The 14262-nt window shown below is 65.7% G+C and carries 10 protein-coding genes and 2 tRNA genes; 6 read left to right on the forward strand and 6 right to left on the reverse strand.

Annotated features, from left to right (window positions below; genetic code table 11):
• Positions 1-41 precede the first annotated feature (41 nt).
• Positions 42-5150 (forward strand): DUF11 domain-containing protein, encoded by a 5109-nt coding sequence (locus SALA_RS06725; protein WP_011541624.1) that lies wholly within the window; start codon positions 42-44, stop codon positions 5148-5150.
• Positions 5151-5258: 108 nt separating this feature from the next.
• Here the strand turns inward: SALA_RS06725 and SALA_RS06730 are convergent, their stop codons facing one another.
• The 4 genes from SALA_RS06730 to thyA form a co-directional block, all read right to left on the reverse strand.
• On the reverse strand, positions 5259-6584 hold the full coding sequence (locus SALA_RS06730; RefSeq protein ID WP_011541625.1) for a dihydrolipoamide acetyltransferase family protein: 1326 nt from the start codon (positions 6582-6584) through the stop codon (positions 5259-5261).
• Positions 6585-6588: 4 nt separating this feature from the next.
• Complete coding sequence (locus tag SALA_RS06735) at positions 6589-7593, reverse strand: alpha-ketoacid dehydrogenase subunit beta (RefSeq protein WP_041383817.1); 1005 nt, start codon at positions 7591-7593, stop codon at positions 6589-6591.
• 26 nt (positions 7594-7619) lie between these two features.
• Entirely contained in the window at positions 7620-8930 is a 1311-nt protein-coding gene (locus tag SALA_RS06740) for a 3-methyl-2-oxobutanoate dehydrogenase (2-methylpropanoyl-transferring) subunit alpha (RefSeq protein ID WP_011541627.1), read from the reverse strand.
• Positions 8931-9022: 92 nt separating this feature from the next.
• Positions 9023-9985, reverse strand: a complete 963-nt coding sequence (gene thyA / locus SALA_RS06745; RefSeq protein ID WP_011541628.1) for a thymidylate synthase — start codon at positions 9983-9985, stop codon at positions 9023-9025.
• 116 nt (positions 9986-10101) lie between these two features.
• Here thyA and SALA_RS06750 point away from each other — a divergent pair, with 116 nt between their 5' ends.
• Both SALA_RS06750 and SALA_RS06755 read left to right on the forward strand, forming a co-directional pair.
• On the forward strand, positions 10102-10530 hold the full coding sequence (locus SALA_RS06750; protein ID WP_153802653.1) for a JAB domain-containing protein: 429 nt from the start codon (positions 10102-10104) through the stop codon (positions 10528-10530).
• Positions 10531-10638: 108 nt separating this feature from the next.
• Positions 10639-10715 (forward strand) — tRNA-Pro (locus tag SALA_RS06755).
• Positions 10716-10898: 183 nt separating this feature from the next.
• On the opposite strand, the gene SALA_RS06760 is transcribed toward SALA_RS06755, so the two are convergent.
• Positions 10899-11774, reverse strand: a complete 876-nt coding sequence (locus tag SALA_RS06760; RefSeq protein WP_011541630.1) for an N-formylglutamate amidohydrolase — start codon at positions 11772-11774, stop codon at positions 10899-10901.
• A gap of 140 nt (positions 11775-11914) precedes the next feature.
• Between SALA_RS06760 and cpdR the strand changes: the two genes are divergently transcribed.
• Complete coding sequence (cpdR, locus tag SALA_RS06765; protein ID WP_011541631.1) at positions 11915-12292, forward strand: cell cycle two-component system response regulator CpdR; 378 nt, start codon at positions 11915-11917, stop codon at positions 12290-12292.
• A 71-nt stretch (positions 12293-12363) separates the two neighbouring features.
• Positions 12364-12438 (forward strand) — tRNA-Val (locus SALA_RS06770).
• A gap of 43 nt (positions 12439-12481) precedes the next feature.
• Here the strand turns inward: SALA_RS06770 and SALA_RS06775 are convergent.
• On the reverse strand, positions 12482-13273 hold the full coding sequence (locus SALA_RS06775; RefSeq protein WP_011541632.1) for an SDR family oxidoreductase: 792 nt from the start codon (positions 13271-13273) through the stop codon (positions 12482-12484).
• A gap of 108 nt (positions 13274-13381) precedes the next feature.
• On the opposite strand from SALA_RS06775, the gene SALA_RS06780 reads away from it, so the two are divergent.
• Complete coding sequence (locus SALA_RS06780) at positions 13382-14251, forward strand: alpha/beta fold hydrolase (RefSeq protein ID WP_011541633.1); 870 nt, start codon at positions 13382-13384, stop codon at positions 14249-14251.
• Positions 14252-14262 lie beyond the last annotated feature (11 nt).

Raw genomic sequence — 14262 nt, forward strand, 5'->3', positions numbered from 1 at the left:
CCCCGGCTCGACCGGGCGCCGCCGCTTCCTTCGGGGCTGGCATGGCGATCCGCGATACATATTTCGGCCTTTTGAGCGCGCTCGCGGCGGTCGTCCTGATGCCCGCGACACCGGCGGCGCGCGCGCAGGTGATCAGCAACACCGCATCCGCCGAATGGACGCACGACGGCCAACGCGGCGCGGCGCTGTCGAACCGCGTCGATGTGACCGTCGTCCCGCGACCATCCGAACCCCCGCGCATCGCAACCTATCGCCTGACGAATGGCGGCGGCGACCGCTCGGTGCCGCTCGCGCCGACGCAATGCGTCCGCGCGGGGAACGGGACTGTCGGAGCGCTCAGTATCGCGACCGCAGCAACGATCCCGCTTTCCGGGGTTTATGCCGGAATCTCCACCGCCCCGGCCTCGCTTCAGCGCAGCGACAGCTTTCGGGCAGGTGAAATGCTCGTCGTCGGCGTGACGCTCGCCGCCGCCAACGACGACCCGCAGGTCCGCGATACCCTGCCCGTCGTGATCGAGCTGGAGAATGGCGACCGCGAATCGATCATCCTCACCGAAACCACCGCGAACAGCGGCGAGTTCGTCGGTTTCATCAACACGATCGGCGTGCCGCCCGCCGTGACGCAGGGCGATTGCCGCCTGTCGGTCGATCCCGGCGCGGCGCTGACGCTGCGCGTGTCCGATCTGGGAGACGCCCGCCTCGTCGCACTCGCCACGATCGACTTCCTCGTCGACCCCTTCGGCATCGTGTTCGACAGCGGCGACGGCGCTCCCGTGCCGGGGAGCCGCGTGACGATCGTCGACGCCGCAACGGGCCAGCCGGCCGACGTGTTCGGCGACGACGGCGTCTCGACTTATCCGTCCAGCGTCATCACCGGCCAGCGCGTCACCGACTCGGGCGGGACCGTCTATGACTATCCGGCGGGCGACTATCGCTTTCCCTTCGTCGCGCCCGGCAGCTACCGCCTCATCGTCGAGCCCCCTGCGCCCTTTGCCGCGCCGTCGGCCGCCAGCCCCGCCGACCTTGCCGCCTTTCGCCGTCCCGACGACGGCCAGCCCTTTGCGATCAGCGACGCAAGCTATGGCCGCGCCTTCACGCTGAACAGCCCCGCCCCGGTGCGCGTCGACATTCCCGTCGACCAGCCCGGCCTGCCGCTGGTCCTGCGCAAGACGACCTCAACGCAGGTCGCGGTGCCGGGCGATGTCGTGCAGTATCGGATCGAGGTGGCCAATCGCGATTCGCGGCGGACCACCGGCGCGGTGACGGTGCGCGACGTCCTGCCCGCCGGAATGCGCCTGCGCGCCGACACGGTGCGTGTCGACGGCGTTCGCGTCGATGCCGCGGTCGAAGCTGACGGCCGCGCCTTCACCGTCACCCTGCCCGGCATTGCCGCCGCGCAGTCGGCGCGGCTAACCTATCTCGCCGAAGTCGTCGTCTCGGCGCAGCCGGGCAGCGCGCTCAACCGCGCGAGCGCGACCGACAATCGCGGAACGACAAGCAACGTCGCCGAAGCGACGATCGCGATCAAGCGCGACCAGCTCGGCGACCGCATGACGATCATCGGCCGCATCACCGACGGCGGCTGCGCCGTCGATCCGGGCAAGGCCGATGGCATCATGGGCGTGCGCGTGATGCTGCAGGACGGCAGCTACACCGTCACCGACGAGGACGGCCGCTATCATTTCGAAGGCGTGCTTCCCGGCCTGCACGTCGTGCAGATCGATCCCTCGACGCTGCCGCTCGACCGCGCGGTCGTCGATTGTGCGCGGAGCACGCAAAGCGCCGGCAGCGCGATCTCGCGTTTCGTCGAGGGTCGCGGCGGCGCACTGAAACGCGCCGACTTCCGCGCCGCCGCCAGCGCCCCGCGCGCCGCGCCCGCCACGGCGGCGCGTCCGGCAGCGACGCCGCTTTCCGATCCCGAAGCCGCTGGCGCCCATCGCGACTGGCTCACCGGGCAGGAACCCGGCATCGGCTGGCTCTTCCCCGCTACCGACCATAATCCGCGCGCCAGGGCGATTCGCGCTGCGATCAAGCACGCGCCGGGACAGATCGTCACGCTGCGCGTCAACGGCCAGATCGCCGACCCGCTGACCTTTGAAGGCGTCAGCAAATCAGCCGACGGCGCCGTGGCGGTCAGCCTGTGGCGCGGGCTCGAAATCCGCGAGGGCGACAACCGCCTGGTCGCCGAAGTGAAGGACGCAAACGGCATAACCGTCGAAACGCTCGAACGCACCGTCCATTATTCGATCACCCCGATGCGCGCCGCGCTGGTCCGGGAAAAATCGGTGCTCGTCGCCGACGGCGTCACGCGCCCGGTGATCGCGGTGCGCCTGACCGACCGCGACGGCAAGCCGATCCGTGCCGGACTGACCGGCGATTTCAGCGTCCCCGCCCCCTATTATCCGGCGGTCGAAGCCGACGCGCAGCAGGCGCGGCAGCTGTCCGGCCTCGAACGCGCACCGCCAGTGTGGAAGGTCGATGGCGACGACGGCATCGCCTATATCGAGCTGGAGCCGACCACCGCCTCGGGTACGCTCGCGATCGACTTTCTGTTCCGCGACGATCGGGTCACGCACAAGCAGGTGATCGAAACCTGGCTCGATCCCGGCGACCGTCCGTGGACCGTCGTCGGCTTCGCCGCGGGCACGCTGGGATACAACACGCTCGATGACCGGATGGAGCCGGTCGCCGAAACGCTCGACGACCTCAATGCCGACGCGCGCCTAGCACTCTACGCCAAGGGCCGCGTGCGCGGCAAATGGCTGATGACGCTGGCCTATGACAGCGACAAGGAAGCGGACGATGCGCGCTTCGGCGGCGTGATCGACCCGCGCGCCTATTACACCATTTACGCCGACCGCAACGAGACGCGCTACGACGCGGCGTCGGTGCGCAAGCTTTATCTCCGCCTCGAACGCCCGCAATTTTATGCGATGTTCGGTGATATCGAAACGGGGATTTCGGAACCCGAGCTTGCCCGTTACCAGCGCGCGCTGAACGGCGGCAAGGCCGAATACCGCGGCCGAAATATCGCCGCGACCGCCTTTGTCGCCGACACCCCCTATCGCTTTCGCCGCGACGAGATTCAGGGCAATGGCCTGACCGGCCCCTATCAGCTCGGCGCGCGCGACATATTGCCCAACAGCGAGCGGATCGTCATCGAAACGCGCGACCGCCTGCACAGCGAACGCATCGTCGAGAGCGTCTCCCTCTCGCGCCATGTCGATTACGACATCGACTATCAGTCGGGCACGATCCGCTTCCGCGCGCCGGTGCTCAGCCGTTCGTCCGCCCTCGACCCGCAATTCATCGTCGCCGAATATGAAGTCGATGGCGTCGGCCAACGCGTGCTCAACGCCGGCGGCCGCGTCAGCTATCGCTCGACCGACGAAAAGCTGCGCGTCGGCGCGACCGTCATCCACGACGAGGATGGCAACGCAAAGACGGACATCGGCGGCATCGACGCCCGTTATCGCCCCAATATCGACACCGAAGTGCGCGCCGAACTGGCGGTCAGCGATGCGAAGGCCATGAACGGCAGCGCTGCCGCCGCTGGAACGGCAAAGGCATGGCTGATCGAGGCCGAACATCATGGCAGCACCGCCGATTTTCTGGCCTATATCCGCGAGCGCGAAGCCGGTTTCGGCGCCGGGCAGCTCAATCGCGGCGAGGATGGCACGCGCAAGTTCGGCTTTGACGCGCGGCTGCGCGCGACGCGCACATTGGCACTGACGGGCAGCGCGTGGCAGGAAGATTATCCGGGCACCGACGCGCGCCGCCGCGCCGCGCGCGCGCTGGTCGAATATGACAATGGCAGCAGCGTCGCCCGCGCCGGGCTGACGTACGCCGACGATCGCCTGTCCGACGGCTCGCGCAATCGTTCGACCATCGTCCAGCTCGGCGCAACGCAGCGCCTGTTCGCCAAGCGCCTCGAACTCGACGCGCAGACCGAATTTGCGCTGGGCGGCAAGGACGCCAGCGTCGATTTCCCGGCGCGGCACCGGCTCGGCGCACGCTTCGGCATCAGCCGCGACGTCAATCTCGTCGGCAGCTATGAAATCGCCGATGGCGATACGGTCCGCGCGCGCACCGCGCGGCTCGGCTTCGACCTGACGCCGTGGGTCGGCGCGCGCCTGCTCGCGACCGCGAACCGGCAGGACATCGGCGAATATGGCCCGCGCAGCTTCGCCGCTTATGGGCTGTCGCAGTCGCTGAGGCTCGGCGAACATCTGTCGGTCGATGTTTCGGTCGACGGCAATCGCACGATCGGCGGCATCAGCGCGCGCGACGTACTGAACGCTCAACAACCGGTCGCGTCGGGCGGCTTCCTCGGCGGCAATGGCACACTGACCGAGGATTTCCTGGCGATCAGCACCGGCGCAACATACCGCGCCGACCGGTGGACGCTCACCGGCCGCGCCGAATATCGCGACGGCGAACTCGCCAATCGTTACGGCCTGACGCTCGGCGGGCTGCGCCAGCTTGGCGAAGGCCGCGCCCTGGGCGCGCTGTTCACCTATGCACAGGCGAGCGGCAGCGGCACGGTGCCGACGACCGAAGTGATCCAGTTCGAAATGAGCTGGGCGCACCGCCCCGCCGATTCGCGGATTTCGTGGCTGGGCAAGGGCGAGTTCCGGTCGGACAGGGTGCGCGACGCCGTTGCCGGACAGGCCGGGCCGATCGGCGGCGCGCTGACGATCGACGGCGATGCGACGAGCCGCCGCCTGCTGGGCAGCCTGTCGGTAAACTGGACGCCGCTTGGTGAGCGCGGCGAAGGCGGCATGTGGTACGAGCGTGCCGAGTTCGGCGTCTTCTGGGGCACGCGCTATAATTTCGACCGCTTCGGCGCCGATGATGTGAAGGGCTGGTCGAACCTGATCGGCGCCGACGTCCGCGTGGCCCTCGGCGAGCATGTCGATGTGGGCGCGTCGGGCACCATCCGCGTCGGCACCGATGCCGATACCGTCAGCTGGGCAGGCGGGCCGACACTGACGCTGGCGCCGATGAAGAATGCGAACATCACCTTGGGCTATAATTTCGCCGGCTTCCACGACCGCGATTTCGAGGATGCGCGCTTTTCGCGATCGGGCGCCTATGTCACCTTCAAGCTGAAGTTCGATCAGACGAGCTTTGCGGGGTTGGGGCTGTAGCCCGCCCCGTCATTGCGAGCGAAGCGAAGCAATCTCCAGCTAACGACCCATAAGTCCACCCGCTGGAGATTGCTTCGTCACTTCGCTCCTCGCAATGACGAGGGAAGCTCAATCCGCGAACAGCAACACCGGCGTCTCGATCAGCTTCTTCAATGCCTGGACATAGCTCGCGGCATCCCAGCCATCGACAACGCGGTGATCGCAGCTGATCGACAGGTTCATGAGCTTGGCGCGGCGGATGTCGTCGCCGTCGAATATCGGCCGCTCGACGATCTTGTTCGGGCCGATGATCGCGACCTCGGGGCGGTTGATCACCGGCGTCGTCGCGATTCCGCCGAGGGGGCCGAGCGACGTCACGGTCAGCGTGCCGCCGGTCAACTCCTCGACCTTGACCTTGCCGGTGCGCGCGGCTTCGGCGAGGCGGGTGATTTCGCTGGCAAGCTGCCAGACATTCTTGTCCTGCGCGTCGCGGATAACGGGGACCATCAGGCCGGCGTCGGTCTGCGTCGCCATGCCCAGATGTACCGCGCCGTATCGCGTCACCACGCCCGCTTCGTCGTCATAGCGCGCGTTGATCATCGGAAACTCAGGAATGGTGCGGCAGATCGCGACGATCAGGAAGGGCAGCATCGTCAGCTTGGGCCGGCTGCCGCGATTGGCATTGAGGTCCGCGCGCATCTCTTCCAGCGCGGTGACGTCCATTTCCTCGACATAGGTGAAGTGTGGGATCGCGCGCTTCGACGCCGCCATATTCTCGGCGATCCTGCGCCGCATGCCGATGACCTTGACCGGCTCGTCGGCGCGCGCGCGGCTCGCGCCGGGGGCGTGATAGCCTTGCCCCGCGCTGTAGCGCCGATAGGCGTCGAGGTCGGCGTGGCGGATGCGGTCGCCGTCGGATTGGACCAGCGACAGGTCGATGCCCAGATCCTTCGCACGCGCGCGGACGGCGGGGGATGCGAGGACAGCCTTTTTTCCCCTCCCGCTTGCGGGAGGGGTCGGGGGAGGGCTTGTTTCGGAAACCACCGCAGGAGCCTCGACAGGCCCTCCCCCAGCCCCTCCCCCAGCCCCTCCCGCAAGCGGGAGGGGGATCTTCTCGGCATCCGAAACCTCCTCCGTCCCCGGCGTCTCCACGGCCATCTCGTCCTCGACCGGCGTGTCGGCGGGCGGTGCATCCAGCGCGCCGTCACCATCGTCATCAGTCTCGATCACCGCCAGCGTCGATCCGATTGGAATGAGGTCGCCGACCTCGCCCGCCAGTTCGACCACGACGCCCGACACCGGCGATTCCATCTCGACGGTCGCCTTGTCGGTCATCATGTCGGCAAGCTGCGCATCTTCCTCGACGCGCTCGCCCACCTTGACGTGCCAGGCAACGATCTCGGCCTCGGCGATACCTTCGCCAATGTCGGGCAGACGGAATGAATAGCGGGCCATGGCGTCAGTCCTTCAAAATCTTGGTCAGCGCGGTCGCAATGCGCACCGGGCCGGGGAAATAGGCCCATTCCAGGCTGTGCGGATAGGGCGTGTCGAAACCGGTGACGCGCTCGACGGGCGCCTCGAGATGATAGAAGCAGCGTTCCTGCACCAGCGCGGCGAGTTCGGCGCCAAAACCCGACGTGCGCGTCGCTTCGTGGATGATCAGGCAGCGGCCGGTCTTTTTCACCGACGCCTCGATCGCCGCTATGTCGAGCGGCAACAGCGTGCGCAGGTCGAGGATTTCGGCGTCGATCCCCATTTCCTCGATGATCGTCTTTGCGACATGAACCATTGTGCCATAGGCGAGTACGGTCACCGCTTCGCCCTCGCGCACCGTCGCCGCTTTCCCCAGGTCGATGCGGTAATAGCCCTCGGGCACCGCACTGGCGTCATGCTTCGACCAGGGTTCGACCGGGCGATCGTAATAGCCGCTGAACGGGCCGTTATAGATGCGCTTGGGTTCGAGGAAGACGACGGGGTCGTTATCCTCGATCGCCGCGATCAGCAGCCCCTTGGCATCATAGGGGTTCGACGGGATCACCGTCTTGACGCCGCAGATATGCGTCATGATGCTTTCGGGCGACTGGCTGTGCGTCTGGCCGCCGAAAATCCCGCCGCCGAACGGTGTGCGCACCGTCATCGGGCATATATAGTCGTTCGCCGAGCGATAGCGCAGGCGCGCCGCCTCGCTGACGAGCTGGTCGAGCCCCGGATAGATATAATCGGCGAACTGGATTTCGGGGACGGGGCGCAGACCATAGGCGCCCATGCCGACCGCGACGCCGATGATGCCGCATTCGTTGATCGGCGTGTCGAACACGCGCGTCTTGCCATGCTTTTTCTGGAGGCCCGCGGTGGCGCGGAAAACGCCGCCGAAATAGCCGACGTCCTCGCCCATCACGACGGTCGCGGGATCGCGTTCGAGCATGACGTCCATGGCGCTGTTGATCGCCTCGATCATGTTCATGGTTTTCGTCCGGGTTTCGGCGCTCATCATTCGGGCTTCCAGTCGGGGCCGAACTTGGCCTCTTGCTCGGCGAGCATCTGCGCGCATTGTTCCTTGAGGTGCCAGGGCATCTCCTCGAAAACGTCCTCGAACATCGTTTCGAACGGCTGGTGCATCCCGTGACCCAATATGCCAAGCTTTTCCGACTGCTTCTGCGTCGTCTTGACCAGATCGTCGAGTTCCTTCGCCTGCGCTTCGTGGCGCGCGTCGTCCCATTCGCCAAGCGCGATCAGATGCTGCTTGAGCCGCGCGATCGGGTCGCCGAACGGCCAGGCGCTCGCTTCCTGCGCCGCGCGATAGGCGCCGGGGTCGTCCGAGGTGCTGTGCCCTTCGGCGCGATAGGTGAAATGTTCGATCAGCGTCGGGCCGTTGTTCGTCCGCGCGCGATCGGCTGCCCATTGCGTTGCCGCATAGACCGCGAGCGGGTCGTTGCCATCGACGCGCAGCCCCGCGATGCCATAACCCACCGCACGCGCCGCAAAGGTCGTGCGCTCGCCGCCGGCAAAGCCCGAAAAGCTCGAAATAGCCCACTGGTTATTGACGACATTGAAAATCACGGGGGCATTATAAACGGTGGCGAAAGTCAGCGCTGAGTGGAAATCCCCCTCGGCGGACGAGCCTTCGCCGCACCACACGGTCGCGATCCGCGTGTCGCCCTTCGACGCCGATGCCATCGCCCAGCCCACCGCCTGTGGATATTGGGTGGCGAGGTTGCCCGACACGCTGAAAAACCCATGTTCGGGCGCCGAATACATGATCGGGAGTTGCCGCCCCAACAGGTGATCGCCGCGATTCGAGTAAATCTGGTTCATCATCTGGATCAGCGGATAGTCGCGCGCGATCAAAATGCCCTGCTGGCGATAGCTGGGGAAGCACATGTCGGCGCGGTCGATCGCCATCGTCGAGGCGATCGAGGTTGCCTCCTCGCCCGTGCATTTCATGTAGAAGCTGGTCTTGCCCTGCCGCTGTGCGCGGAACATGCGATCGTCGAACGCGCGCGTCAGCATCATGTAACGCAGCATGGTGCGCAGCCGGTCGGGGGCGAGGTTGGGATTCCATGGCCCCTTGGCGATGCCGTCGAAATCGAGGACGCGGACAAGGCCATAGCAAAGCTCGCGCATTGCGTCGGGCCTGGTCGCTTCACCGGGACGCGGGGTCGCCTCAACCGCAGGGATTTCGATGTCGCTGAAGTCGGGCGTGTCGCCGGGGCGATAGCGCGGTTCGGGGATATGAAGCGACAGCGGCGGCAGGTTGCTCGCCGGACGCCCCTTATCCGCCCGGGCAGGCGTTTCAGGCATATCTTCTTCCCTTCGGGCGCGAATCGGCGCCTAGTTATATTTCATCGTGGCGACATATTATTACGGCCGCCATGCGAATGCAACGGCAGCTGTCAGACCGCCACCGGCGCGGAAATATGCGCTTGCGGCGCGTAATCCTCGACCACGAAATCCTCGAACCGATATTCGAAAATGCTGGGCGGTCGGCGCAGGATGCGGAGCCGGGGCTTTCCCTCCGGTACGCGCGCCAACTGCTGTTCGACCAGCTCGGCGTGGTTGAGATAGAGATGGACGTCGCCACCGGTCCACACGACCTCATGCGCGTAAAGGCCGCATTGCTCGGCGACCATCCGCGTGAGCAACGCCGCCTCGAAAATGTTGAACGCGAAGCCAAGACCAAGATCGCACGAGCGCTGAAAGAGCAGGCACGACAATCCGCCGTCGCTGCGAACATGGAACTGATAGGTCATATGGCACGGCGGCAACGCCATCCGGTCGAGATCGGCGACATTCCAGCCGGTGAAGATGTGGCGCCGTGACCCCGGATTGTTCTTGAGCGAGTCGATCAGCGCCGCAATCTGGTTATACCCGTGGTCGGCGCGGCGAAACAGACCGCCGCCCGCCGGCTCGTAGCGCGGCCAGTTGACCCATTGATGACCGTAGACGGGACCAAGGTCGCCCCATTTGGCCGCAAAATCCGCGTCTGCGACGATCCGCGCTTCGAAATCCGTGGCGCTGATCGCCTCGCCGGTCGCCTTGCGATATTTCTCGAGCGGCCAGTCGGTCCAGATCTTTACGCCTTGCGCAACGAGCGGACGGATATTGGTGTCGCCCGTGAGAAACCAAAGCAGTTCGCGCAGTGCAGTCTTCCAATAAACGCGCTTCGTCGTGAGCAGGGGGATGGCGTCGTCCTTCAGCGAGAATCGCATCGTCTCACCGAACAGCGAGCGCGTGCCGACGCCGGTGCGGTCGACGCGCTCGTCACCGTCGACCCAGATACGGCGCATCAGGTCGAGATATTGCAGTTCATAGTGGATGGAATCAGCCAAGACGTGCTCCCCTTCTTTCCCTGTCATTGCTAGGCTCCGCACTGCACGGCGGCAAGGGCGTCGCCCCGTCCGCCGCCGCCGATCCATCCAATGCGGGGCAGTCGGCTGTTGGGTCCGCGACGCACCTGCGCCATGCGACGAGGATGACAATCTTTGACCCTGTGAGCAAAGCCGCGACCGATACCCGGCGCCGGGGCTTTGTGCAGTGCGAGGGCGAAGATGCGGTTGCGGGGCAATTGCTGCGTCCCCAGTTCGACGGCGATCGGGAAAGCCTGCTCCTTGCTGGCTTCGATACGTATCAGCGCCTGGTCCGTTTGGAACGCATCGACGGCGAAACGCCGCGACGCTGCATCATCCCGCCGCGATGCTGGCGCGCGCTGCTGGGCGGAGGCGCTGCGACCGTCGTGATGGCGCACAACCACCCGTCGGGCATCGCCTGGCCTAGCGACGCAGACATGGCCGCGACGCGCGACGCCGCGCGGTTTCTGCGGACAATCGGTGTCGATCTGGTCGATCATCTGATTTTCGTCGCCGACGGTCATTTCAGCTTTCGAACTGCCGGAATGCTGTAGTTCGGGCAATCGACTTCACTGTGCCGATTGGCGCTTGAAGTTCGCAGATTGCGCGTCTAGAGGACCGCCCTGCCTTCGCGGTGGCCACGGCCGCCCGCGCAGATCGGTCGGGGAGTAGCTCAGCCTGGTAGAGCACTGTCTTCGGGAGGCAGGGGCCGGAGGTTCGAATCCTCTCTCCCCGACCAGTTTCTTCGCATATTGCAGAATCTGCGCTGACACTTCTTGTAAGTCAGCAAACATATCCCTAGATTTGTCCTACGCCGCCATGGTTTCCCCCCTTTCCATCGCGGTGAGTGCCCCGTCGGGTTCGACGCGGGCGCGTCCTCCCTGGACCCTGGCCACCTCGTACTTCGGTGCGAGGTGGTTTTTTATTCGGCCGCCTGCGGCAGAAACTGCGCGTCGGGGCGCCATTGCCCGGCCTTCCTGATGAACTCGGCGAACCAGCGCGACAGCCAGCCGATGCGGCCCGCGTCGGGCAGGCCTTCGGCCGTCAGATAGAGGCTGCGGTCGATTTCGATCTGGATCGCATGAACCCCGTCACCGGGTCGTCCGTGCGTCCGCACGATATGCCCGCCGGCATAGGGCTGGTTGCGCAACACCGGCTCGCCCAGCGCCGATGCCGAAGCGACCGCCAGAGCGGCGAGCGATTCGGCCGCCGTCGCGCCAAAACGGTCGCCGATGACAATTCGCGCGCCATGTCCCGGCTGCCCCGGTGGGATCGTCGGCATCGAATGGAGATCGACCAGTATCGCGAATCCGAACCGGGCGCACGCCGCCGCGATTTCACCCGCCAGTGCGTCATGGAAGGGGCGATGCAGGCGATCGAGCCGCCATTCCAGCGCCGTGCGGTCGATCGGCTGTTTCCACAAGGGGCCGCAATCGGCGAGTCTGGTCGGCACAACGCCGAGGCCCGCGCGCTCCTTGCGCCCCGGCGTCGCGAATTGCGCGCGCAGCGTCGGCGCGACCTCGCCCGGCGCCATCTGGCCCTCGCCGCGATTGCAGTCGGCAACGGCGCGCGCCCAGAACGCCGTCACGACAGCGGCGCCAGCATCGTGCGCGCCCGCCGCGATCCGGTCGCACCAGCGATCCTCCAGCCGCTCGAGCGCGCAGCGATCGACGCGCGCAGCGGACAGGATTTCGGGCGGATAGATGCGCCCGGCATGCGGCACCGACACGACGACCGGACCCGGCGCCGCCGGGCGGTTGACGGCGATGGGCGCAGGGAGGATGATGTGCGACGTCATGGGGGATGGGTGGCAAAAAAAGCTCGAGGAATCCAGCGCGCCACGCCAATTTGTTAAATCTCTCTCGCTATGGCGATGGTGAAGCAAGCGTCGCCGAGCGGAACCGGCGACGTTCCAAGGACCAGGGAACAGATTTCACGATGATTCGCATCTTGCTGGCCGAAGACGACGATGTGATGCGCGAATATCTTGCGCGCGCGCTCACCAGCGCGGGTTATCACGTCACCGCAGTCGATCGCGGCACGGCGGCAGTGCCCTATATCGATTCGGGCACCTTCGACCTGCTGCTGTCCGACATCGTCATGCCCGAAATGGACGGCATCGAACTTGCCCAGCATACGGCAAAGGCGGCCCCGCAGACGCAGGTGATGTTCATCACCGGTTTCGCCGCGGTTTCGCTGCGTGCCGAGGAAAATGTGCCGCAGGCCAAGCTCCTGTCCAAACCCTTCCATCTCAAGGATCTGGTGCGCGAGGTCGATAGCCTGTTCGGGCGCGCCGACCAGTCGCACCAGCAATAAACGCAACGATCCACCGAAGGGCTTGCCAAGCCGCTCCAAGGCCTTTAGGGGGCGCGTCACCCCAAAGGGATGGGCGTGTAGCTCAGTGGTAGAGCACTGTGTTGACATCGCAGGGGTCGCAAGTTCAATCCTTGCCACGCCCACCATTCAAAACGCCGCCGCCCCGCCGGGTTGGCGGCGTTTTTGCTTTCAGACCATGCCCTTCGCCAGGTCGCCGCGCGACGCATCGCCGATCTGGCTGCCGCCGTCGCAATCGAGGATCGTCCCGGTGATATAGCCCGCGGCGGGCGAGCAGAGGAACACCGCCGATTCGGCCACCTCCTCGATCCGGCCCCAGCGTTTCATCGCGATGCGGTCGTAATGCGCCTGCCGCGTGGCGGCATCGGGCGCGAGGCGCTTCATCCCTTCGGTATCGGCGATCGGGCCGGGCGAGATGCCGTTGACGCGCACCTCCGGCCCCCATTCGAGCGCGAGCACGCGGATCAGCTGGTTGATCCCCGCCTTCGCCGCACAGGCGTGCGCCTGCAAGGCGGAGGCGTTGACCGCCTGCCCCGCCGTGATTGCGATCAGCGATGCGCCGGGCCGCACCAACAGGTCGTGGCAGCCGCGAAAGACATTGAAGGTGCCGTTGAGGTCGATATCGACAACGGTGCGAAAGGCGTTCGCCGACATGCCGAGAACGGGGGCCAGAAAATTGCCCGCGGCACCGGAAACGACGATATCCATCGGCCCCAGCTCGCCCGCGACCCGCTCCATCACGCCGCGGATCGCGGCATAGTCGCGCACATCGCCCGACAGGCCGAGAGCGCCCTCGCCGATCGCGGCCGCGGCATGTGCCGCCTTGTCGGGATCGCGGCCCGCCACCGCGACTTTGGCGCCCAGTTCGGCAAAGCGTTTGGCGATGCCCAGGTTGATACCGCTCGTCCCGCCGGCAACGAACGCGGTCTTTCCGGCCAGCAGGCCGTCGCGGAATGTCGTCATTTCTCTCTCTCTCCCTCACTTCTTCTTGATCGCGCGAAGGCGATCCGGGGGTTGACGGATCGAAACCAGTCGCCTTTTGAAACTGGAACAGACAGCAAGGATGATCCGATGGCAAGTGCCGGCCCCACCTCGAACAGCTTTATCTCGCAGCGGCTCAAGCTCCATTTCGTCGATTGGGGCAATCGCGCGGCGCCGCCGTTGCTGCTCGTCCACGGCGGGCGCGATCATTGCCGCAACTGGGACTGGGTCGCCGAGCGGCTTCAGGACCGTTTCCACGTCATCGCCCCCGACCTTCGTGGTCATGGCGACAGCGCCTGGTCGCCCGACGGCAACTATCCGATCGACGGCTTTGTCTATGATCTGGCCCAACTCATCCACCAGCTCGATCGCGGTCCGGTGTCGATTGTTGCGCATTCGCTGGGCGGCAATATCGCGCTCCGCTACTCCGGGCTCTATCCCGCCAATGTGCAGAAGCTGGTCGCGATCGAGGGGCTCGGCCCCTCGCCCACGCTGCTCGCCGAACGGGCAAAGACGCCTTATGCTGAGCGTTTCCGCAAATGGATCGACGACAAACGCCAGGCCGCAGGCCGCTCGCCGCGCCGCTATGCGACGATCGAGGATGCACTGGGAAGGATGATGGCTGAAAATGCCTATCTGACCGAAGCGCAGGCTCGCCACCTCACCATCCACGGCGTCAGCCGCAACGAGGATGGCACGTGGAGCTGGAAGTTCGACAATTACCTCAATGTCTGGCCGGCTTTCGACGCGCCGCCGGATGACATCGCCTCGCTGTGGGGCGCGATCACCTGTCCTACGCTCCTGCTCTATGGCGCCGACAGCTGGGCCTCGAATCCCGAAAGGGACGGGCGCCTTCGCCATTTCAAAACCGCCAGGGTGATCGAGTTCGAAAATGCCGGCCACTGGTTGCATCACGACCAGTTCGACCGGTTCATGTCCACGTTAGACGACTTCCTCTAAGCCGGGCGCTG

The sequence above is a fragment of the Sphingopyxis alaskensis RB2256 genome, from assembly GCF_000013985.1.
Taxonomy (GTDB): Bacteria; Pseudomonadota; Alphaproteobacteria; order Sphingomonadales; family Sphingomonadaceae; genus Sphingopyxis; species Sphingopyxis alaskensis.

Coding starts and splice junctions, on each gene's coding strand:
- SALA_RS06775 (WP_011541632.1), bottom strand. CDS start 13,273: ATGACGACATTCCGCGACGGCCTGCTGGCCGGAAAGACCGCGTTCGTT.
- SALA_RS06760 (WP_011541630.1), bottom strand. CDS start 11,774: ATGACGTCGCACATCATCCTCCCTGCGCCCATCGCCGTCAACCGCCCG.
- SALA_RS06735 (WP_041383817.1), bottom strand. CDS start 7,593: ATGAACATGATCGAGGCGATCAACAGCGCCATGGACGTCATGCTCGAA.
- thyA (WP_011541628.1), bottom strand. CDS start 9,985: ATGACAGGGAAAGAAGGGGAGCACGTCTTGGCTGATTCCATCCACTAT.
- SALA_RS06730 (WP_011541625.1), bottom strand. CDS start 6,584: ATGGCCCGCTATTCATTCCGTCTGCCCGACATTGGCGAAGGTATCGCC.
- SALA_RS06740 (WP_011541627.1), bottom strand. CDS start 8,930: ATGCCTGAAACGCCTGCCCGGGCGGATAAGGGGCGTCCGGCGAGCAAC.
- SALA_RS06725 (WP_011541624.1), top strand. CDS start 42: ATGGCGATCCGCGATACATATTTCGGCCTTTTGAGCGCGCTCGCGGCG.
- cpdR (WP_011541631.1), top strand. CDS start 11,915: ATGATTCGCATCTTGCTGGCCGAAGACGACGATGTGATGCGCGAATAT.
- SALA_RS06750 (WP_153802653.1), top strand. CDS start 10,102: ATGACAATCTTTGACCCTGTGAGCAAAGCCGCGACCGATACCCGGCGC.
- SALA_RS06780 (WP_011541633.1), top strand. CDS start 13,382: ATGGCAAGTGCCGGCCCCACCTCGAACAGCTTTATCTCGCAGCGGCTC.